Source organism: Candidatus Saccharimonas sp., from assembly GCA_015256915.3.
Lineage (GTDB): Bacteria > Patescibacteriota > Saccharimonadia > Saccharimonadales > Saccharimonadaceae > Nanogingivalis.
Genome location: CP076101.2, coordinates 261,139 through 281,751, shown reverse-complemented (window position 1 = coordinate 281,751; position 20,613 = coordinate 261,139). Strand labels below are relative to the sequence as shown.

Sequence of the window (20,613 nt, the reverse complement as noted above, 5' to 3'; positions counted from 1 at the left end):
AGCGTATAATTATGGTTATGGATAAATTTCATAATTGCAAAAATGAGCTCTTAATAAGATTCATGCTCGGCACAATGATTTTTCTGTCTGAAATTGCAATTATTTTTATTACTAATCCGCCAACTTTTAATAATTTTATAGTAATATTTTTTGCACTTTTTACTTTAAATTTAGCTTTTATAATTTTTGGAGTTCGTCAAAGACAAACTCGCCAAAAAATGTTTGAAGCCCGTAAAAATGCTGAAGATTCGCGAAATAGAATCTTAACGATTATCAACAGCTTAACTGATGCAGTTTTAGGTATTGATTCGCGCGGAAAAATTGAATTATACAATTCCGCAGCGCTTGAAATTTTAGGTGAAAATAGTGAAATTTTAAATAAGAACCTTTCGAAAATTTGTAAGCTTGCAAAAATCAACACACAGAAATTCGAAATTCAAGAAATTCTTAAAGCAGGAAAGCCATATTTCTCAACCAATGATTTAATCCTTCAAAAAGAAGATGAAACACTACGAATTGAAATTGAAATTATTAAAATTAAAGAATCTTTTTCGAAAAAAACAAGGTCTAATTTAAAAAAATTCGTGGTAATTTTACGTGATATTACCAAGCAAAAAACGCTCGATGAAGAGCGTGATGAATTTATTAGTGTTGTGAGCCACGAGCTTCGCACACCAGTAGCAATTTTAGAAGGTTCTTTGAGTAATTTAAAACTGCTAATTGATAAAAAAGCACCTTTTAAGATGCTTGAAAAATCTGCTAAAACCGCCTACAGCCAAAATAATTTTCTCGCAACAATGGTGAATGATCTCTCAATACTCTCACGAACAGAAAGAGGAATTGGCGAAAGAGCAGAAGAAATTAAACCAAAAGAGCTTGCCGAGACACTTTTCAAAAAATATCACAAAACAGCTTTCGAAAGAGGTCTAAGTCTTAATTTAAATATTGACAATAATCTTAATCATGTTAAAGCTAGCAAACTTTATTTAGAAGAATTATTACAAAATTTTATCACAAATGCCTTAAAATATACGCGCGAGGGCTCGATTGAAATTTGTTTTAAAAATTCACAAAAAGGTGTAATTTTTGAGATTAAAGATACTGGGATAGGAATTAGCTCAAGCGATCAAAAACGGATTTTCGAAAAGTTTTACAGGAGTGAAGATTGGCGAACGCGAGAAACTGGCGGCACAGGCTTAGGGCTCTATATTTCTTCAAAATTGGCAGCAAAAATTGGTACAAAAATTCAACTCGAAAGCAAATTAAACCACGGTTCGAAATTCTTTTTTGAACTCCCAAAAATTAAAGAATAGATTTTTGCATATTTTTTGCTTTTTTAAAAATTTTATGGTATACTTGACATATCAAGCCTAATAGGCTTTTTAATTTTGGAATAGGAGAAAGATGGCGAAGAAAGAAACCAAAGTAACTCGCGTTAAGGCAAAAAACGCAAAATCGAAGCCTGAAAAAGAAGTTTCGAAAGAGCTAAAAATAAGCAAATATGCTGCAAAAGTTGCTGGCATCAAAACAGAGAAAAAAGCCAAAAAACCGGCACCAAAATTTGTGCGAATTTTAACGAAACCGTTTAGATTCGTTACAATTCCATTTGTTGCACTTGGTAAATATTTAGTAGCTTCCTGGAAAGAACTAAAACTCGTTCGCTGGCCAACCCGCAAAGAAACTTGGAAAATGACTAGTGCCGTAATTGCATTTTCTATAGGGTTTGCGACATTAATTTTATTGCTAGACGGCTTGTTTAACTGGATTTTTAAAACACTAATTAAGTAATTTTGAAAGGTATTTATGGCAAATAAACGATATGATGATTCCCGAAACTGGTATGCGGTTACAACTTTAGCGGGATATGAAGACAAAGTTGCGGAAAATCTTCGTCAACGAATTGAAGGCGTAGATATGGCCGATAAAATCTTCGACACGCTTGTTCCAAAAGAGAAGCAGATTGAAGTTAGAAATGGAAAACGCAAAGTTGTTGAACGAAAAATTTTACAAAGTTATGTTTTAGTTGAAATGAAATTAACCGAGGAGACTTGGTTTGTTGTTCGAAACACGCCAGGCGTGACTGGATTTATTGGCTCAGATTCACCAACACCAGTTTCCGAAAAAGAAATGCGCGATATTCGCCGCCGAATGGGTGCCGAAGAACCAATGTTTGAAATTAACTTTTCTGAAGGTGAAATTATCAATATTATTGATGGACCATTCAAAGGTTTCGAAGGTGCAGTTTCTGAGATTGACGCCGTGAAAGGTAAAATTAAAGTAATGGTTTCAATGTTTGGTCGCGAAACTCCAGTTGAGCTTGATATTCTTCAAATTGAAAAAATCTAATTTTAATTTCGAAAACTAAAAAAACGCTCAGAATTGAGCGTTTTAATTTGGCTTAAATTAAAAATCTCGCCAAATTCAGCGAGAAAAAAATTACTTTTTGGAAACAACGTTTTTATTAATCCTAAGAGCTTTATCTATCATATACTCAGGATTTGATAAATTATGATTAATAAGTTCAAGTTCTTGTGTTCGAGAATATTTGTGAAATTCAGGTGTTGCTAGAATCATCCCATCTTCGACACAAATACAAACCTGGTAAAGATTGAAACCGAATGACGAAATTAGATCTGTAATATTATGATACTTTCGCTCAAAGCCTTGTTCAAAAATCGCATCCGTATCTTTGATTCTCCAAATATCAAAAAGTTGTCCGCGATAGTTAATTCGAAAGCCTTTGTGATTATTATTTTCGACAAAAGTTCCACCCAGATCTTCAAGCCGTTTACGAATTTGTGAGACAGCTATATTTGTTTTTACCACAATATCAATATCGTTATTTTGAGCAGAATCAATGCAGAGAGCTTTATATATTGCAAAACTTCCCACAATATAAACCCGCCCAAAATCTTTTAGAACTTCAAGTACTTCACGATTTTCCATTTTTAAACCTCCAAAGCGTGATTTTAAAATTATAGCATAGTTAAAAATTAAAGACAAGAAAAAGCATAGCAAAGCTGAGGGCTATAGAGGTTTATATTAAACTAATGCCATTTCTTACAAGCAATGTATTTTAACAATATTTTTCACGCTAATCACATTTTCATATTCGTAATTTTCCGTCGAACAATCTTCACAAAATTTTACACAATGAGTTAATAGTCCTAAAATAAATGAATTGAAGCTTGAAATTTTAAAAAAAATATGCTAAAATTAATACGTTACGCACTTGAATTATCAAGTATAAAATTATTTAAAGGGAAATTATGGCAAAAAAAGTTATTGGAAATTTGAAACTTCGAATCCCAGCTGGCCGCGCAACAGCAGGTCCTCCAGTTGGTTCAACACTTGGTCAATGGGGTCTAAATATGATGGACTTCATCAACCCATTTAATGAAAAAACTAAAGATATGATGGGTAAAGATGTAATTGTTCACCTTCAGGTTTTCGAAGACCGAACTTTCACTTGGAAATCACTTGGTCAACCAGTTGATGATATGATTCGAGACCGAGCAGGAATCCAAAAAGGTGCAGGAAATTCAAAAACTGACAAAGTTGGCAAAATTACAAAAGCTCAATTGCAAGAAATTGCTGAAGCTAAAATGGAACACTTGAACGCAGTTTCACTTGAAGGTGCTATGAAAACTATCGCCGGAACAGCTCGTTCAATGGGTGTTGAAATTGCTGAATAATATTCTTAAAAATCGCTCTTCTGGGCGGTTTTTAAATTGCAAAAAAAACATTTATATGTTATACTTTAACAGATGAAAAAAGCTTTAAGTTTCGAAATTAAAACTCGCCTCAATGGCACTTTGGCAAGAACTGGTGTAATTCAAACTCCGCACGGTGAAATTAAAACCCCAGCTTATATTGCAGGCGGAACTAATGCAACAGTGAAGGCAATGACGCCCGAGCAAATCCGCTCAACTGGTGCGCAGGCCGTACTAGCAAATACCTACCATCTAATGCTTCGGCCTGGTGCAGATATTCTAGCAAAAGCTGGCGGAATCCATAAGTTTATGAATTGGAGTGCACCAACCTTTACTGATTCAGGCGGTTTTCAAGTTTTTTCACTTGGAATGGCTTACAAAAAGGGAATTGATGCAACTTCACACATTTCGAAGGGTGATTCAAATTTAGCACGCCATAATTCAAATCAGCTCGCAAAAGTTGGCGAAGACGGAGTTTGGTTTAAATCTCACATTTCGGGCGAAAAGATTTTTATGAGCCCCGAAATTTCAATGGAGCTTCAGCATAAAATTGGCGCCGATATTCACATGGCTTTTGATGAATTAACTTCACCGCTAGCTGGCCGTGCACAAATTAAATCCGCATTGGATAAAACTCATTTTTGGGCTGAAAAGTGTTTGAAACGCCACAATGAGTTAAACGCCGAGCATATTGCAGAAGGCGAAAATCTACAAGCGCTTTTCGCGGTAGTTCAAGGTGCGCGCGAAGAAGATTTTCGAAAAGAAAGCGCAAGTTTTTTGGGCTCGAGAGATTTTGACGGCTTTGGGATTGGTGGAATTTTTCAGCCAGAAGAAATCCCTGAAGTTCTAACTTGGGTGAACACAACCTTGCCAGAAGAAAAACCACGGCATCTGTTAGGAATGGGCGCACAACCAGCCGATCTATTTTTAGGTGTAGAATTTGGTATCGACACTTTCGATTGTGTGGCACCAACTCGTCAAGCTCGAAACGGCGCAATTTTTACTTATTCTGGGCGAATTAATATTAAAAACGCCAAGTTTAAAGAAGACTTCACACCGATTGATAGCAATTGCAATTGCTACACTTGCCAAAATTTCACAAAAGCCTACGTTAATCATCTTTTCCGTGCGGACGAAATTCTCGCCAGTACACTTGCTTCAATTCATAATGAATTTTTCGTAATTAATACCATTGATAAAATCCGCGAAAGCCTTGAAAATGGTACGTTTTTTGAATATAAGCGCCAATTTTTAAATGAATATTATGGCGAAGAGCGAGCAAAAGACTTCGAAACTAAGCAAAATGAAGATTCGTTGCAAAATTAAGCCAAATTCGAAAAAAGGAAATCTCATTCAAAAATCACAAGATAAAAACGGTGAGTTTTTTGAGATTTTTATTCGTGAGCCAGCAATTGAAGGTAAGGCAAATCTGGCAGTAATTAAACTTTTGGCAGAAGAATTCGGCGTTTCAAAAAGCCGAGTCTCCCTAAAGACTGGTATAAAATCGCGATTTAAGATTTTCGAAATTGAAAAATAACAAATTTACTTCCATAAAAGCAATTCTATTTTAGTCAGAATTAAATGAAAAATAGAGATTACTCCTTCGATTTTTAGTTGGCAAGTTTAATCTATAACATAAATAACTATAATATCTTATATAATAATTTCGCAATCAGTCTATTTTATAGTATAATTTAGTTATGTTTAAAGAATTGTCTCAATCAATTAGAGATTACGCAAAAAAAATCAATCAACCGATTCAGTGAAGCGATATTACAATGACATCACAGACGCTTTAGATAATGAAGAGTTTCTTCAGACTCTATCAAATACAGAGGCTTTAGATCGATTAAATTATCTTTAAAATAATTTAATTGTAATATTCGTGAAAATATTTATTGCTATACGTTAAATACAATCTATATCAACTATGTTGCATGTAGAACAGAATCAAGCTAAAAAGTCGATTTATGATGTTGCAACGCAGGCGACAAAAGCTGTGGCTGGGTAGGATTTATAGACCATTTGTAGGGGTGAAAAAATATATTAAAATACCCGTAGGTCGTATATTGACAAAAATACGACCTACGGGTATAATTTAAATATGAGAATATTTTTATCTAATCAAGCTCACCTAAGAAATTTTTCAAGGTTTATTAAATCTATTGATTTTTCTAACCCTGATTCGTTAGAGGTGGAGACTCATAAGAAATGGATAACTGTACATCCAGCCATATTAGCTTTTACTGCCGCCTTGGCTATAAAAACCGGAAAGGAGAATAGTTCTATTGAACTGCCGCTGCCAGATAACGGGAAACATCTTGATTCTATGGGTCTTTTTAATTTTCTAAAGACGGAATCACCTTTTAGATATAACAAGAAAGAATCATCTGGAAGATATATACCTTTACAGGTTGTAAAAACTGCTGATGATCAGTCTAAATTTATCGCTGAAATGGTGCCATTACTACACCTACCCGAGAAAGAAAGCAGAATTATCAAGTATATAATAGGAGAGCTAGTTAGAAATGTTCTTGAACATTCTCTATCTGATAAGGGGGCAGTAGTTGCGGCTAATTATTATCCTAAAAAAAATAAGATTAGCATAGGTATATGTGATACGGGAATTGGTATATGGAAAAGCATGAATGAATATTGGCGTCCTAAAGACGACATTTCGGCTATTAGGCTTAGTCTTATGCCAGGAATTACAGGTACTACTCATAAAGAAGGTGGAACAAGAGATAATGCTGGAGCTGGGCTATTTTTTACTAAATCTATAGCACGAATTACAAGGAGTTATTTCACTATATTTTCTGGTAAAGCAGAATACACTCTTTTAAAAGGAGATAAAAGAAATAATATATTTAAATTAAAAATAGATCCATTCGACGATCCTCATAGATATACTATCATAGAGGGAGATTTTAAAGGTACTTTAGTGGCTATAGATATGTCTCTTGACAATACGCCTGAGTTTCAAGCTATATTAAAACTTATAAGTTCGGTATATGATGATGCTATCCGAGATCGTAAAAGGACTAAATACAAGGAGCCTAAATTTCTATGATTATTTTATATAAAGAAGTTGGTAATTTCGCCGAAAATAAAGAATTAGCTAAAAAAATACGGGAAGAAATAATTTTACCAATGCTAGCAAAGGGTGAAAAAATCACATTAGATTTTAATAAAGTTGATGGAGCGACTCAATCTTTTATTCACGCTCTTATTAGTGAAGCTATTAGAGAGTATGGAGAGCTAGCGTATGAAAATATTCAATATAAAAACACTAACGATGACGTGCAAGAGGTAATTAGGATAGTATATAGATATATGCAAGAGAGTTTGGAATAAAAATTGCTTGCGAGTAAAATTAAAACAGACCTACAAAGGTCTGTTTTTTGATTATAGATCGAAAGCTTCAGATTCGTTAGATCCTACTGGGTAGGTGTAGAAGATTGCTTTATTCTTGCCGGTATTCCAGTTGAGTAAGTCTGTTCCGGTTGATTTATCTGATATAGAAACTGAGAAGTCTTTTTGTTGGGTTTTTTCACTGATGAATTTAATAACTTCTTTTGCTTTGTTGCGCCAAGCTGGGTCATTCTTTGAAATATTTGCTTGGAGATTATAATATGGCTGGTTTGCTAAATCGGTTGATTTTTTAACCGTAAAAGATATACCAGAGGCCGTGTTATAGGTCGCTTTTTCTACCAGTTTTGGAGTTTTGGCTGTTTGTTGCTGATCTGGTTTTGCTGGAGTGTTAGTATTTACTGGAGCGGTTGGCTTTGCTGGATTATTGATCGCATGCACGACACTAGCGATTAAAAATATTCCAACCAAGGCAATGACCGTGAATTTGAACCATACGACATTTTTAAAAGCTTCCTTAAAAGTTTTTTGACCTGTGAGTTTTTCTAGCATATAGATCCTTTCATTTAATTTATATTGAGAAATAGTTTAGTCGGCGTATTTTTTATGTAATTTCAAGCAAGCATTAATTCGATTCTTAGCGCTAGTAGCAGCCATTAGCAAACCATCATAAGTGTAAGCATTTGAACCCATTTTACCACCTTTAGTATATTCACCCCTTAATACTAGGGTTCCTTTTGTGGTGTAAAGCATGTTTTCGAAAATATATTTAGTCTTTTTACCCGCAGAATCTTTAATTTGGCGATAATCGAAGCCTTTAATCTCTTCCCAAGAAAAAGTCTGTACAGTTTCATATTTAAAAGCTGAACCATATGAAAATTGGAGTTCTACGCCACCATTATAAGTAATTTTAAGGCGAGCTTTAGCGACTATTTCTTCTATTCCTTCGAAGTCGCCGTCGTAGTTACCTAAAACATATTGGCGCATATTTAGGTTTTTAATTCTTAGTTTATCTATAAAATTCATAATATAAATACCTTTCTTATATTTAGATTTTATATCTTTTAGCTTTTAAAATCAACTACATTAACTAGGTTATTTACTAGTAATATAAATTTGTAATAGTAAATTTAAAGAGGAAATATGGCAGAAAAAGTTAAGAAAACAGCACTGGAGCTGAGAACTGAAATTTTGAATTGCCTCAACTAATTTGTCATTATTTACTTTTGTATTAGCTTCACCTTGTTTCATACCGAAGTAGAAGGCTAAACCAGCAATAACCGCTGTATAAATGACAATTGTTTTAGTTGTTTCGATTAATTTTTTCCAGTTAAATTTCTTAATATTTTTCATTTTATTTTCTCCTTGTTTTTGTTTTATTGGTTTGAGTTCAATTTTAGAGTTCTTGATTTTTTCAAGCTCTTTTTCAAACTCGGTTTCGTTAGTATTTTGCATAATTTGTTCCTTTTTAGTGAGCGGTTTGAACTGAAGTATGGTCGGGTGGATCTCCAATATCCAGCTCGAATCGCCCACTAAAGGTTATGTTTTGAAGTTTCCTAGTATAATTGCTTAAGCTCTAAATTATTATTGATTAGCCTGCTTTCGAAAGGGAAGACTTCTGTTAAATAATGCCAGATTGTTAAAGTATGTATTTTTTACGCGGTTTTATTAATCCTCGGAGGTAATTTATACAGAAATTGCCTCGATCGGAACAATAAAAAGAGACTCACCAAGCTGGAAGTGAGCCTCTTTTTATGTTTTTTCACCAAAGAAAAAACATGAGCGCATTAACTCATGTTTTTACTTTGGCTGGGATGGAGGGATTCGAACCCCCGAATGGCGGGACCAGAACCCGCTGCCTTACCACTTGGCGACATCCCAATACTTTTCAATTATATCAAAAAAAATAATGCTTTTCAAGAGCTTTTCGAAAGCCTTTTATTGACAAAACTTATATTTTCTGCTATAGTTTAATTGTCTGAGCTTTTGCCTAGAACTTTTATTTAGAGGAGGATTCAGAAAATGAATCAACAATTTTTCTTACAGGAAGAACTACTTCGAGCAATAACAACTGGAACACCAGTGAGGCTCGAAGCTGATGGAAATAAAGCGATTTATATTTCACCAAAAGCAGTCTACGATCTAGATAAAGAGATTGTTGAAATTCACGGATCAGCGGAAATTGTTTATCTTAGAGGTGAATCTCCTAACCGATTTATCTCAAGAAAAGAGATTATTCAAATATGCTTGTTGGTTGATGGGAATTTCAAAGTCGTAAAAATATTACACGATGAAGAAATTCCACATCGGATTGAAGAAAATATCAAAATACCGCGTAATTCTCAAGAAGAACTTGAGATACCACCATTTCTAACGTAATCCTTCATACAAAGTCGCATTTGCGGCTTTTTTATTAAGCTCAAGCTTGCATTTTAAAAAATCTTGTTATAAAATTTAAACAATAAGCTCATCGGTCCGCCGAAATTTGTAGCTTATGGAGGCACATTATGAATATTTTCATTAAAGTAGTCGATGAAGCCGTAAGCGAAAAACAGCTTTCGGCAGAAATCGCAAAAGCTAAATCTATTGAGATTAAGGGTAAATCTGCGGAGCAAATCGTGAAAAATCTCAAAACGCTCCTTAATGGAAAAGATTCCCTTAAAATAACGGCTGGCGGTAGAATTTTTAGTAACGAAATGGTGCTGATGGAAGAAATTTTCGATACTTTCGAAATGCAAGACATCAACGATATGGCGTATTACTATCAAATTATACAAGATTCGAATGAAGATTATAATTTCGAAATTTTTTGCCGCAGCGGCGAAAGCACAGAAGTCAAAAAACTCTGGCCGTCATAACCTCGCAATTTTGCGGGGATTTTTTTAGTCTTGATTTTTCTTTAAAAAAGTTGTATAATATTAAAAGCGCTCGTTTGAGTAGCACATTAGAAAGAGGAATTAATTATGGCTTTTTATAATTTTGTTTTTCGTACTTCTGCTGGCGATGAACTTCTTTATGATGACGACAGCGATAAACTTATGCAAGACTTAAACGCAATCAATGAGTCAAATCGCACGGGAACGGTTTTAGTTGAGGACGAAAAAAATCCAATTCGAAAAGAAGTTTTTGAAGAATTATCACAAATTCGAAAATCTTTCGGTAAGAAAAAAATTACCGGTTTTGATATTTTCGATAGTTTTCAGTATTCGAAAAATCGAAAATTTAGCGTTGAATTTCTTGAAGAAAATACAATTGAAGTTACAAAAATAGAGGAGGAGGAAGAAAATGAGCTATAATATTAGCGGAAGAGCTTTAAAAGAGCTGAGAAAACTAACAAAAGAAAACCCTTCAGGAAGCTTTGATAAAGGAGAAGCCCCAAACCTCTGTGCCTACATCCAAGAATATTGCCGAATCGGAGCCAATAAAAATAAAACGCACTTTCTTTTTGAGAGTGCGGGGGAAGTCTACGAGGTCGACATAATTGGCAATTCGTTGACAATCTACAAACATAATTGGAAACCCTATTAATCGAAAACCCTCATTGGAGGGTTTTATTAATTCTTCAAGAAAATGTTAGTTAAGTAAATCTAAGCAATAAACCTCACCAGATTCAAGCCAAATCCTTGCAGTTTGACCATTTCCACTAACAATTCTTTGGTTGATTGGCTTATTAGAACTATAGTCGCAAACATGGCCATCTTTAATAGTAATAACACCTGTTCCAACCCCTCCAGCTCGAGCATAATCCCACAACCCCTCCTGAACGAAATAATCTTCACCAAGAGGATCACGAAAAGTGTCATTACCTTTTCGAAGATATTCATTAATGAAATTATCCCAATTTGGAAGTTTACTCATAGACTCACCGTTGAATACTCCGCCAATTTTTGAACCTTTATTGTTTGCGCGATATTGATGATAAGCGGCCTTAAACCGTGACATATCGTTTTTACGTTGTGTATCTCGTTGATTGCGTTGAAGAGCGGGAAGAGCTAAAAAAACAGCAAGAAAAATTAATCCCACAATCGCAAGAACCAAAACGACTTCAATGATCGTAAAACCTTTATTTAGTTTATGCTTATTCATATTTTCATATTATAACTATTGTCTTGAAAAGTCAATGCAATATCGATAAACGTTATTAAAAATAAACATAAGCATTTCTGTAAAAATTACAACATCCTACATTTAACAGATTAAAAATTGTGGAAAACTTAAAATTAGCTTAAAATTATATAAAAATATTGACTTTTAGGTTAATTCGTGATAGAATTTAAAAGATAATATCAAAAGAAAACAGACAAGGAAAATGCGAGGAATATGTCTGAATTACCAGAAAAACAAGTAAAACGGCTAAAAAGCTTGATTCAAGAAGCGGAAACTAATCTTGCTGCAGCCAAAGAATTACTAATAAGCATTAGCGGTGAAGATAACACCGTGACAGCTCCAAGTAATTCCATCATCGAAAGCCCTCATGGCAAAGTTATTGAAGGTGTTTTCGATGGTCAAACTATGATTGGTCCAGATGGTAAAAATTACCCAGTTCCAGCGAATTATGCTTCGAAATCAAAGCTTGTGGAGGGCGATATTCTGAAGCTTACAATTAATGAAGATGGTGGGTTTATTTATAAGCAAATTGGTCCGGTTCCGCGAAAACAAATTATTGGAACGCTCATCAATCACGATGGTTCGTTCTTCGTTGAAGCGGGTGGAAATGAATATAAAATTCTGCTTGCAAGCGTGACTTATTTCCGCCTTCAAGTTGGCGACCAGGTCACAATCATCATCCCAGAAGACAACACCGACACCACTTGGGCAGCGGTAGAGGCTTCATTCTAAAAAATTTGAGAGATTTATATTAGTTAAAAATCGTGCGAAACTATTGCGAGGTCGCACGATTTTTAATTTATTTATTTTTTCGAAAACTTGTTAAATATAATCGCTTATGTTAAAATAGGTGTGTTAATTATTAACCTTAAGCACATTGACAAAAGTAATAGATATTTTAATATTATAACATAAAAAACCGCCTAAGCACGGGTGGGCATCGCTTAGACGGTTTTTTATCTCTTCGACGCACCCGCTAAGGCTCGAAAAATTCGAAGCTGAAAACCCACCAAAATTCAACAAAGGGCTCGCCGGTCAAAGAGGTTACCATGTGCAATATTTATAATTCTTATAGTATATAAAGGAGGGACAAAGAATTATTAAGAATATATTGCACACTATAACAATAGATTTAAGTTTCATTGACAAATTTTTAAATTATTTTATCAATATTTATATATTATCATAAACTTACAATAATGTCAACAATATTTTAGAATTTTATGGAAATTATTAAAATTAAACCTACATCATTAGATTATTTAAAAGATTTACAACATATTCCAGACCCACCAAAGCAGCTTTTTATGCGAGGGCAGTTACCTCCAAAAAGGATTAAAACCGTAGCAATCGTAGGAACTCGCAAGCCTAGCGCTTATGGTAAAGAAGTTGCAACCAAAATTGCCAGCGAATGTGCGAAAAACGGTATTGTGGTTGTGAGCGGTTTGGCTTTAGGTATTGACTCGGTTGCGCATCGGGCGGCTCTTGATAGTGGTGGAATCACTCTGGCAGTTCTTGCAAATGGTGTTGATAAAATTTATCCACGTTCACATGAAGCCTTAGGGCAAAGAATTCTTGAAAACAATGGAGTCATTTTAAGTGAATATCCAAACGGAACACCAGCCCAACCTTGGCAGTTTTTGGCACGCAACAGAATTGTTTCAGGTCTTGCTGATGCCGTAGTTATTATTGAAGCCGCCTCGCGTAGCGGAACCCTCTCGACTGCAAATCATGCTCTTGACCAAGGAAAAGAAGTTTTTGCTGTTCCCGGGAATATTACCTCACCACTTTCAGCGGGCTGCAATCAGCTTATTAAAAATGGTGCAAATCCTTTAATTTCAATAGAAGATCTGCTCGATTTTTTAATTCCAGACCGTTTCGAAAAACAAACCAAGCTCTTCCAGGGTGACACGCCGGCCGAAAACGTAATTCTCGAAATTCTTTCAAAAAATGGCACAACAGCTAGCGATTCTATAATTAAGCAATCTGGGCTTTCTGTGAGCAACTTTAATCAAGCTGCAACAATGCTCGAAATTAAAGGGTTAATCTCAAACAATGGTGGAAATATTTGGAGCTTGAAGTAGATTTTTAAAAAGAAATGTGATATACTAAAAAGAATGAAAAACTTAAAAATTAGCGATTTTTGGATCTATAAATTTCGTTACCAAATTGGAGTTGGGATTTTATCACTCAGCTATCTTGCAATAATTATCTATACTTTATTTTTTGCGCCAAATGGATTAACCGCCGGTGAAATTGAGAGCGCTAAAAGTTCAATGAACTTAAACTTTTCAAGTATTTTTTCGAAGAACATTCTAGATTTTCCATTTAGATTTTTGCAAAAAACTAGCATTGATATTTTTGGTTTAAGTAATTTTGCAATTAAATTGCCATCAGTTTTTATTTCTCTATGCTCGATATTTTTCATAACAAAAATATCAGGAATGTGGTTTTCGAAACGTGCCTCTATTTTAGCTTCTATTATCGCAATCACATCGAGCCAGTTTTTCTTTATTGCTCAAAACGGAACGAGCGAAATTCTTTATATTTTTTACCCAATTTTGCTAATTTGGAGCGGAATGGAGTTTATAAAAGAGCCAAAAAAACACCAAATTTTCACTTTAATTTCAATTTTAGGGCTTAGTTTTTACACGCCGCTCAGCTCTTACATCACATTAGCATTTTTAATTACAATTTTAGTACATCCACATTTACGGTTTATTATTAAAAAATTGCCAAATTACCAAAAAATCGCGGCGCTAATATTATTTTTAACAATAACTTCACCACTTTTAGTTTCGATCTTTTTCGATTTTTCAATCTTGAAGATAATTTTTGGAATTCCAAACTCGTTAAAACTTTTCGAAAATATCAAAAGCTTGGTTTTAGCACTTTTTGGCTTTTCAAATCCAATCAGTAACGGAATGATTTCGCCAATAATCAACCCAGCAACTTCAATTTTAGTCGCAATCGGGCTATATTTTACATTTATCGCAAAACATTCCGCAAAAAGCTATTTAATCAATATCTGGACAACCATTCTACTTTTAGTTTGTATTATTAACCCCACAACAATCACAATTCTTTTTACACCAATTTTAATTTTAACGATTACAGGACTCCAAGGTTTAATCAATACTTGGTATGCGCTTTTTCCAAAAAACCCTTATGCTCGAATTTTTGGGTTGATTCCAATTTCAATTTTTGTTTTCAATCTATTAATTACCAATCTTTCAGTTTTTGCTTTAAGTTATCGGTATTCGCCACAACCACTCGCCGCTTTTAGTCAAGATTTAGATATTTTACTTGAGAAAACAGATTCAAACCGCATTTTAATGGTTTCGAAAAATGAAGAAGATTTCTATAAAACACTTGAGCGTCAAGGAAGGGTAAAAGTAAAAAATAAATTTGAAGATTCTGAAGTAATTCTCTCGAAAGAAGCCTACCAAAATGTAAAAATTCCAGTAAATTATAGCATAAAAAGAATTTTAGTTTCAAACCGTAAATATAATGCTGATAGATTTTATGTTTTGCGGCGAGGTTGATTTTCAAACATTTTTTTGATAAAATTAGAAGAGTAAATTATTTTAAATGGAGGAATTATGGCAGGAATTAAAGACCAAATGAAAATGGTTCGCGAACTACAGAAAGCGCAAAAAGAACTTAAAAAAGAGATTATTGAAGTCGAAGCTGGTGAGGGTGCAGTTGTAATTCAGTTTACCGGTGAGCTAAAAGTGAAAAGTGTAAAACTCAACCCAGAATTGATTGATTTTGAAGACACTGAAGAACTTGAACATTGGATTCAAATTGCGATTCGTGATGGCTTAGAAGAAGCTCAAAAAGTTGCAGCTGAAAAAATGCAACCTTTAATGGGCGGTTTGGGAAACTTGGGACTTTAATCTTTTCGAAAGAGAAAAATGTCACAAATTCTACCTCAAGCATTAACTGAAACTATCGAAAATCTCGGCAAGCTCCCTGGCGTCGGCTCGCGAACAGCCGAACGCTATGCTTACTATTTACTAAAAAATAATGCTACTATAAGTAAAAAAATTGCCGATAGTCTTTTAAATTTACATAAAAATGTTAAAAGCTGCCCTATAACTTTTGCATTGATTTCAAAAGATGAAGAAATTTCACCACTTTATGCTGATGAAACTCGCAATAAAAAACTAATTGCGGTTGTTGAGGAGCCTCTAGACATTATCGCCCTTGAAAAAACAAAGCATTTTAACGGAACCTACCATGTTTTAGGTGGGGTTATTTCGCCAATTAACGGAATCACACCCGATCAATTACATATTCGTGAGCTTGCTGAAAGAATTTTGAAAGATAAAGTTCAAGAGATAATTATTGCAACAAACGCTAGCGTTGAAGGCGAAAGCACAGCACTTTATATTCAGAATTATTTACGCGAAAAAGGCTTCGAAAACTTAATAATTTCACGACTTGCACGCGGTCTACCAGTAGGTGTTGACTTGGAGTATGCCGACCAGATCACTTTGAGTCATGCTTTAGAAGGACGAAAGGCAATTTAATGAATTTCGAAAATACAAAAAAAATAGTTGAAAATGCAGAAAAAATTTGCGTTATTCAGGCTGAAAACCCTGATGGCGATAGTTTAGGGTCAGCTTTAGGATTAGAAGAAATTTTAAGCAAGTTAGGCAAAGAAGTTAAACTTTTCTGTCCAGTTGATATCCCTAAATATTTGCGATATTTTAAGGGCTGGGATAGAGTGGAGAGTTCAATTTATGAAAAATTTGACCTTTTTATCATTGTTGATACAACCAGTAGTATTCTACTGTCAAAAATAATTGAGGACCCGCTTTATAAAAACTTGCTTGAAAAAACGCCAGTTTTAGTTATTGATCACCATACCGATGCAACACCAGATTTGTTTTTTAAACACGAATTAATTTTAGAAGAGGCTAGCTCAGCAGGTGAATTAATTTTCGAAATTGCAAAAGCAAATCACTGGAAAATTAATGAAAACGCTGCACAAAATTTACTTGGAGCAATTTTTAGCGACACGCTTGGGCTTTCAACGAGCAATACTTCAGCCAGAACTTTTGAAGTTGCGGGCGAATTAACAAAACTTGGCGCAAATTCAGCCAAACTTGAAGAGGATCGCCGTGAACTTTCGAAAAAAGCACCTGAAATTTTAAAATATAAGGGAGAACTAATTCAGCGAATTGAATATTTTTTAGATGGAAAATTAGCAGTTGTACATATTCCATGGAGCGAGATTAAAGAATACTCTGATAAGTATAACCCAAGTGTTTTGGTGATTGATGAAATGCGAATGGTTGAAGGTGTAGAAGCTTGCGTGGCTATAAAAACCTACCCAGATGGTAAATTGACAGGGAAAATTCGCACGAATTCACCAGTTGCGGCCGATATCGCTGGCTATTTTGGTGGTGGCGGTCACGCTTATGCTGCAGGCTTTCGAATTTATGAGAATTATGATGAAACTTTGCAAGAATTAATTAATTGCTGCTGGAAAATTCTGGGCTAAAAAATATATAAAGCTTAACTAAGATTATCGATAAATAATTTTTTAATCTATTGATTAAGCTTTTTATTTCAGTTAAGTTCATAAAAAATTTTGACTAGATGAGATGGTAAAAAATATTAAGAGGCTAAAGCTCTAACTGGAAGAATTGGCGGATAGAGTGCTATATCATATAGCGATTTATAGTCAACCGATCGTAGAACAATTGATATTTAACAGATATTAGTAAGTCAACTCAAGAAAAAACCACCGTATGAATATTTTAGTAATGATATTAAACATGTTGATATTTTGCGATTCTATGACACCAGTTATAGGTTAATAGTGGTATATTCCGAATCTAATAGCGTGTTTTATATTGCCTTTATTGACTATAGACTAGAAATCTACAAGTACTAGTTAATCTTAACTATTCAAAATAGCACCCGAAGTTGTTATTTTGAATATTATAGTTAGTTTGCATATTTATTATCGATCGTCCCCACTACCATGAATCTTATCTCGCCGTTGTCGGCTAGCTAATTTTTCAAGATTAGTTTTTGCGATATCTTCAAGCCTGATATCGTTATAAAAGGCTAGGGCAGAAAGATACCATAAAACATCGCCAAGCTCTTTTCTAAGCTTCTCACGGTCTTCCTGTGCAATTTCAAAAACTCCGCCTTTGTCTCGAATTATTTTCTTAATTATTTCTAAAACTTCACCAGTTTCGCCAGCCAACCCGAGAGCTTTTTCCATATAGCCATTGTAGCGAGCAGATTTGGTAGTAGCGCCATGTGCAACATCTGTTTGGACAGCTTGATTTTGGTATTCATTAAAATTCATTATCACTCCTTATTTTATCTCAAATTCTTTACCTTTATAATAACATTTACCGTCGATAAAATCTATATCGTTCTTTATATTATTATTTTTAAAATTCCATTTTCTGCTTTATATGCATCCATTATTCCTTCCTATCTTTTTAAATCGTAGAGTAATCATCTCAATTGGAACAACAAAAATATCCTTGCAGAATTGTACGAATGCGGGGATCTAAAAAAAACTGCTTCGTTTACATGAAGCAGTTAATTCTCGTTCTGGTGACCTCACGGGGAATCGAACCCCGATTGCAAGGATGAGAACCTTGTGTCCTAACCGTTAGACGATGAGGCCAATGTTATAATTTTACCAAATTCAACCAAAAAAGTCAATTATAGTTTTCAAAACAAAAACTATTGTATTTTAGGGTCACTTTTCATTTGCCTTATTTGAGATAATCTCAATCGCTTCGGTTAATAGATTCAGTTCTTTTAAAGAAATATCACCAAAGGTTTCTTCACACCATTTAACTAGAATTTGCTGCCGAATGTTTAGCTTTTCTTTACCTAGTTTTGTAATTTCAATTTCACGAATTCGCTTATCTTTCTGTGAGTTTTTCTTTAAAATTAATTTTTTCTCTTCCATTTTAACTAAAACTCGCGAAATATAGGCCTTATCAACACCAATTTCTTTAGAGATTTCATCTTGCGGAGCAGAAGAATTATAAATTTTGGTTAAAATTGCAGCCTCAATAGCCGAAATATCATTTTTAGAAAGCTCGCGTGTTGCATATTTTTGTGCCGAGCGATAAATTGTATTAATTTTTTGCAATAAATCAAGAATCTTTTCTTCCATAAAATAAGTATACCAAATATTGTTGACTTTTACAACAATATTTTATACAATAGAGTAATCATTGACAAATACAACTATTTTATTAGGAGGAAGATGAAGAAATATTTTAGAAAAATAAAGCAAAATCGTGTGCTTCTAGCCACTTTATTTATAGTAAGTTTTATTCCTGTTATTTATGCTGGAACTTTTTTGGCATCAATCTGGGATCCTTATTCAAAAATCGAAAATCTAAAGATATCAGTAGTAAACGAAGATGAACCTGTCATTTTTAATGGTCAAAATATTGAACTTGGCAACAAAATTAGTGACAATCTTAAGCAATCAAGAACTTTAAACTGGCAGTTTACGGATTTAAAAACAGCTGAGAAAGATTTGACTGATGGCGATACTTTCATGATTGTATATATTCCAAAAGATTTTTCGAAAAATTCAGTTAGTTTTTTGGGAGAAAATCCACAAAAAGTGAATATTTCATTTAAGACAAATGTTTCAAAAAGTAAATCTGGCGAAGTGATTTCAACCAACGCCGCACAAAAACTGAGCGAACAGGTTCGAGTGAAAATTAGTGAAAACTACAGTAAGATTTTACTCTCTCAACTTTCAAATGTTCAAAATGGTTTTTCGAAAGCAGCGAACGGTTCAGAACAAATCTCAAACGGGATTGGTAGTTTAGAGAATGGTTTAAATTCGGCAAATTCTGGAGTTATAAAACTAAAAAATGGCGCAGAAAAATTAAATTCAGCAAACCAGAAAATGGCCGAAGCGAGCGATAAACTTGCTTTTAGTGCAACTGAAATTTCAAACAAAACCAATCTCTTAAGCCAAAATAGCGAAAACTTACAAAAGGGATTACAAGATTTTTCAGCCAAAAGTGAAGAATTTTCGAATGGTTTAAGCACACTAAACTCTGCAATAAGCGACAATTCTGACGCAAAAAATCAAAGTGAACACTTATCGGAATTAAATCAAAAAGTGGAAGAAATGCGTATTTTAGCTGAACAAACTAGTGATCAGAATATTAAAGATTTTGCCAATAAACTGGCGGATTCAGTAAAGAATATTACCGCTGATGTCCAAAAAAATGCTAAAAAATCGCAAAACTTACAAACGCAATTTTCGCAAAAAATTGTTCCAGCCGCACAAAGCTTGGCGCAAAATTCACGCAAAATACAAAATTCGCATAATTTAATTCTAGCGGGCGAAAAACAGCTTTCAACCGGAGTTGCAACTTTCTCAACAAAAATGAACGAACTCAAAACTAATGAACAAAAAATCACTGAAAGTACAGCTCAACTTTTGGGCGGAATTAACACTTTAAATTCAGGAATAAACACACTAAATTCCGGCGCTGCAAAACTACAAGATGGTTCAAATCTATTGACTTCGCAACTTTCATCCGGCGCAGAAAAACTTTCGAAAATCAATTTCTCAGATGAGTCTGCTAAAAATATCGCAACACCTGTTAAAAGTGAAATTTCAAATAATTCTGGAGATGCAACATACGGAAAAGCAATGGCTCCATATTTCATCGCATTAGGTTTGTTTGTTGGGGCGATTTCGTTTAATATTGCGTTTCCAATCCAAAATAAGCCAAAAAAGAATCGTTCAGCATTTAAATGGTGGCTTTCAAGGGTAGGGATTATGGCTGGCTTTGCTGGAGCTGAAACTTTAGTTCTCACAATTATTTTTAGTGGGATATTCAATATTTCGCCTGCGGATATAAATTCTTTTGTTTTGAATTCTTATGTTTCGGCATTTTCATTCCTTTTGATTGTTCATGCATTAATGTTTGCTTTCGGCAGAGTTGGTCAGTTCGCCTCAATAGTTTTCATGATTTTACAGCTTGCAAGTAGCGGAGGAATGTTCCCAATTGTAACAACACCTCAAATTTTCCAAAACATGGCGCCATTTATGCCACTTTACTATTCACTAACAGCTTTCAGGCAAGCAATATTAGGCGGATTGTCTCAACCAATTTTCGAAAGCTCCATCTTTAGTTTAATTATTTTTGGTTTAATTTTCAGTATTATAAGCTTATTGGCATATTATGTTAAAATGAGCTCTAACGAAAACAAAACTCTTTCTAGTAATAAAATTTAGTTTTGACTTTTTCTCAAAAAATTGTTATAATTAAAAGGTTAATAATCAATGTTGGGAGGCGCAAGCCGTTATTACCACAGAAAGGATAAGAAAATGGCAAAGAAAAAAGCCGATCTTATAGAAGAAGCTAAAGCTCTTGGGCTTGAAGTTTCTGAAAAAATG

Annotated in this window: 26 protein-coding genes and 2 tRNA genes; 19 read left to right on the top strand and 9 right to left on the bottom strand. The window is 34.1% G+C overall.

The window, feature by feature from the left end:
* The first annotated feature begins 17 nt into the window (after window positions 1-17).
* From HXL38_001470 to nusG, 3 genes are all read left to right on the top strand, one after another.
* Window positions 18-1,313, top strand: a complete 1,296-nt coding sequence (locus HXL38_001470; protein QWB91223.2) for a PAS domain-containing protein — start codon at window positions 18-20, stop codon at window positions 1,311-1,313.
* Window positions 1,314-1,404: 91 nt separating this feature from the next.
* Entirely contained in the window at window positions 1,405-1,788 is a 384-nt protein-coding gene (gene secE, locus HXL38_001465; GenBank protein ID QWB91222.1) for a preprotein translocase subunit SecE, read from the top strand.
* A gap of 15 nt (window positions 1,789-1,803) precedes the next feature.
* Entirely contained in the window at window positions 1,804-2,346 is a 543-nt protein-coding gene (nusG, locus tag HXL38_001460; protein ID QWB91221.1) for a transcription termination/antitermination protein NusG, read from the top strand.
* Window positions 2,347-2,436: 90 nt separating this feature from the next.
* On the opposite strand, the gene HXL38_001455 is transcribed toward nusG, so the two are convergent.
* The gene (locus HXL38_001455; protein ID QWB91220.1) at window positions 2,437-2,946 is read right to left on the bottom strand and encodes a hypothetical protein; all 510 of its coding nucleotides are present in this window, start codon (window positions 2,944-2,946) and stop codon (window positions 2,437-2,439) included.
* A 323-nt stretch (window positions 2,947-3,269) separates the two neighbouring features.
* Here HXL38_001455 and rplK point away from each other — a divergent pair, with 323 nt between their 5' ends.
* The 5 genes from rplK (at window position 3,270) to HXL38_001430 (ending at window position 7,067) form a co-directional block, all read left to right on the top strand.
* Window positions 3,270-3,695 (top strand): 50S ribosomal protein L11, encoded by a 426-nt coding sequence (gene rplK / locus HXL38_001450; GenBank protein ID QWB91219.2) that lies wholly within the window; start codon window positions 3,270-3,272, stop codon window positions 3,693-3,695.
* 72 nt (window positions 3,696-3,767) lie between these two features.
* Window positions 3,768-5,039 (top strand): tRNA guanosine(34) transglycosylase Tgt, encoded by a 1,272-nt coding sequence (gene tgt, locus HXL38_001445; GenBank protein QWB91218.1) that lies wholly within the window; start codon window positions 3,768-3,770, stop codon window positions 5,037-5,039.
* On the top strand, window positions 5,017-5,250 hold the full coding sequence (locus tag HXL38_001440; GenBank protein QWB91217.1) for a DUF167 domain-containing protein: 234 nt from the start codon (window positions 5,017-5,019) through the stop codon (window positions 5,248-5,250). Before tgt ends, HXL38_001440 begins: the two co-directional genes overlap by 23 nt.
* 567 nt (window positions 5,251-5,817) lie before the next feature.
* A complete protein-coding gene (locus HXL38_001435; GenBank protein ID QWB91216.1) occupies window positions 5,818-6,783 on the top strand; it encodes an ATP-binding protein in 966 nt (321 codons plus the stop codon).
* Window positions 6,780-7,067 (top strand): STAS-like domain-containing protein, encoded by a 288-nt coding sequence (locus HXL38_001430; GenBank protein QWB91215.1) that lies wholly within the window; start codon window positions 6,780-6,782, stop codon window positions 7,065-7,067. The genes HXL38_001435 and HXL38_001430 overlap by 4 nt, the downstream gene beginning before the upstream one ends.
* A 51-nt stretch (window positions 7,068-7,118) precedes the next feature.
* Here HXL38_001430 and HXL38_001425 read toward each other — a convergent pair whose 3' ends face one another.
* The 4 genes from HXL38_001425 to HXL38_001410 all read right to left on the bottom strand — a co-directional run bounded on the left by HXL38_001425 (window position 7,119) and on the right by HXL38_001410 (window position 8,963).
* The gene (locus HXL38_001425) at window positions 7,119-7,634 is read right to left on the bottom strand and encodes a hypothetical protein (protein ID QWB91214.1); all 516 of its coding nucleotides are present in this window, start codon (window positions 7,632-7,634) and stop codon (window positions 7,119-7,121) included.
* A gap of 36 nt (window positions 7,635-7,670) precedes the next feature.
* Window positions 7,671-8,108, bottom strand: a complete 438-nt coding sequence (locus HXL38_001420) for a hypothetical protein (GenBank protein ID QWB91213.1) — start codon at window positions 8,106-8,108, stop codon at window positions 7,671-7,673.
* A gap of 69 nt (window positions 8,109-8,177) precedes the next feature.
* Window positions 8,178-8,537: a hypothetical protein gene (locus HXL38_001415; GenBank protein ID QWB91212.1), complete on the bottom strand. Its 360-nt coding sequence runs from the start codon at window positions 8,535-8,537 to the stop codon at window positions 8,178-8,180.
* Window positions 8,538-8,888: 351 nt separating this feature from the next.
* Window positions 8,889-8,963: transfer RNA gene (locus HXL38_001410), tRNA-Gln, on the bottom strand.
* Window positions 8,964-9,104: 141 nt separating this feature from the next.
* Here HXL38_001410 and HXL38_001405 point away from each other — a divergent pair.
* The 4 genes from HXL38_001405 (at window position 9,105) to HXL38_001390 (ending at window position 10,610) form a co-directional block, all read left to right on the top strand.
* Entirely contained in the window at window positions 9,105-9,461 is a 357-nt protein-coding gene (locus tag HXL38_001405; protein ID QWB91211.1) for a hypothetical protein, read from the top strand.
* Window positions 9,462-9,589: 128 nt separating this feature from the next.
* On the top strand, window positions 9,590-9,940 hold the full coding sequence (locus HXL38_001400) for a hypothetical protein (GenBank protein ID QWB91210.1): 351 nt from the start codon (window positions 9,590-9,592) through the stop codon (window positions 9,938-9,940).
* Window positions 9,941-10,045: 105 nt separating this feature from the next.
* Window positions 10,046-10,378: a hypothetical protein gene (locus HXL38_001395; GenBank protein QWB91209.1), complete on the top strand. Its 333-nt coding sequence runs from the start codon at window positions 10,046-10,048 to the stop codon at window positions 10,376-10,378.
* Window positions 10,368-10,610, top strand: a complete 243-nt coding sequence (locus HXL38_001390; protein ID QWB91208.1) for a hypothetical protein — start codon at window positions 10,368-10,370, stop codon at window positions 10,608-10,610. Before HXL38_001395 ends, HXL38_001390 begins: the two co-directional genes overlap by 11 nt.
* A gap of 45 nt (window positions 10,611-10,655) precedes the next feature.
* Here the strand turns inward: HXL38_001390 and HXL38_001385 are convergent, their stop codons facing one another.
* Window positions 10,656-11,168, bottom strand: a complete 513-nt coding sequence (locus HXL38_001385) for a type II secretion system GspH family protein (GenBank protein QWB91207.1) — start codon at window positions 11,166-11,168, stop codon at window positions 10,656-10,658.
* A 234-nt stretch (window positions 11,169-11,402) separates the two neighbouring features.
* Here HXL38_001385 and HXL38_001380 point away from each other — a divergent pair, with 234 nt between their 5' ends.
* The 6 genes from HXL38_001380 (at window position 11,403) to HXL38_001355 (ending at window position 16,701) form a co-directional block, all read left to right on the top strand.
* A complete protein-coding gene (locus tag HXL38_001380) occupies window positions 11,403-11,921 on the top strand; it encodes a hypothetical protein (protein QWB91206.1) in 519 nt (172 codons plus the stop codon).
* A 491-nt stretch (window positions 11,922-12,412) separates the two neighbouring features.
* A complete protein-coding gene (gene dprA / locus HXL38_001375) occupies window positions 12,413-13,273 on the top strand; it encodes a DNA-processing protein DprA (GenBank protein ID QWB91205.1) in 861 nt (286 codons plus the stop codon).
* A gap of 33 nt (window positions 13,274-13,306) precedes the next feature.
* Window positions 13,307-14,734 carry a glycosyltransferase family 39 protein gene (locus HXL38_001370; GenBank protein QWB91204.2) on the top strand — a complete coding sequence of 476 codons (1,428 nt, stop codon included), beginning with the start codon at window positions 13,307-13,309 and terminating at the stop codon, window positions 14,732-14,734.
* Window positions 14,735-14,791: 57 nt separating this feature from the next.
* Window positions 14,792-15,088, top strand: coding sequence for a YbaB/EbfC family nucleoid-associated protein (locus tag HXL38_001365; GenBank protein QWB91203.1), 297 nt, complete (start codon window positions 14,792-14,794; stop codon window positions 15,086-15,088).
* A gap of 18 nt (window positions 15,089-15,106) precedes the next feature.
* The gene (gene recR / locus HXL38_001360; protein ID QWB91202.1) at window positions 15,107-15,724 is read left to right on the top strand and encodes a recombination mediator RecR; all 618 of its coding nucleotides are present in this window, start codon (window positions 15,107-15,109) and stop codon (window positions 15,722-15,724) included.
* A complete protein-coding gene (locus tag HXL38_001355; protein QWB91201.1) occupies window positions 15,724-16,701 on the top strand; it encodes a DHH family phosphoesterase in 978 nt (325 codons plus the stop codon). The genes recR and HXL38_001355 overlap by 1 nt, the downstream gene beginning before the upstream one ends.
* 465 nt (window positions 16,702-17,166) lie before the next feature.
* Here the strand turns inward: HXL38_001355 and HXL38_001350 are convergent, their stop codons facing one another.
* The 3 genes from HXL38_001350 to HXL38_001340 form a co-directional block, all read right to left on the bottom strand.
* Window positions 17,167-17,520, bottom strand: coding sequence for a nucleoside triphosphate pyrophosphohydrolase family protein (locus HXL38_001350; protein ID QWB91200.1), 354 nt, complete (start codon window positions 17,518-17,520; stop codon window positions 17,167-17,169).
* Window positions 17,521-17,775: 255 nt separating this feature from the next.
* Window positions 17,776-17,850, bottom strand: a tRNA-Glu gene (locus HXL38_001345).
* 75 nt (window positions 17,851-17,925) lie between these two features.
* Window positions 17,926-18,351, bottom strand: a complete 426-nt coding sequence (locus tag HXL38_001340; protein QWB91199.2) for a MarR family transcriptional regulator — start codon at window positions 18,349-18,351, stop codon at window positions 17,926-17,928.
* A 93-nt stretch (window positions 18,352-18,444) separates the two neighbouring features.
* Here HXL38_001340 and HXL38_001335 point away from each other — a divergent pair, with 93 nt between their 5' ends.
* Window positions 18,445-20,451, top strand: coding sequence for a YhgE/Pip domain-containing protein (locus HXL38_001335; GenBank protein QWB91198.2), 2,007 nt, complete (start codon window positions 18,445-18,447; stop codon window positions 20,449-20,451).
* Window positions 20,452-20,613 lie beyond the last annotated feature (162 nt).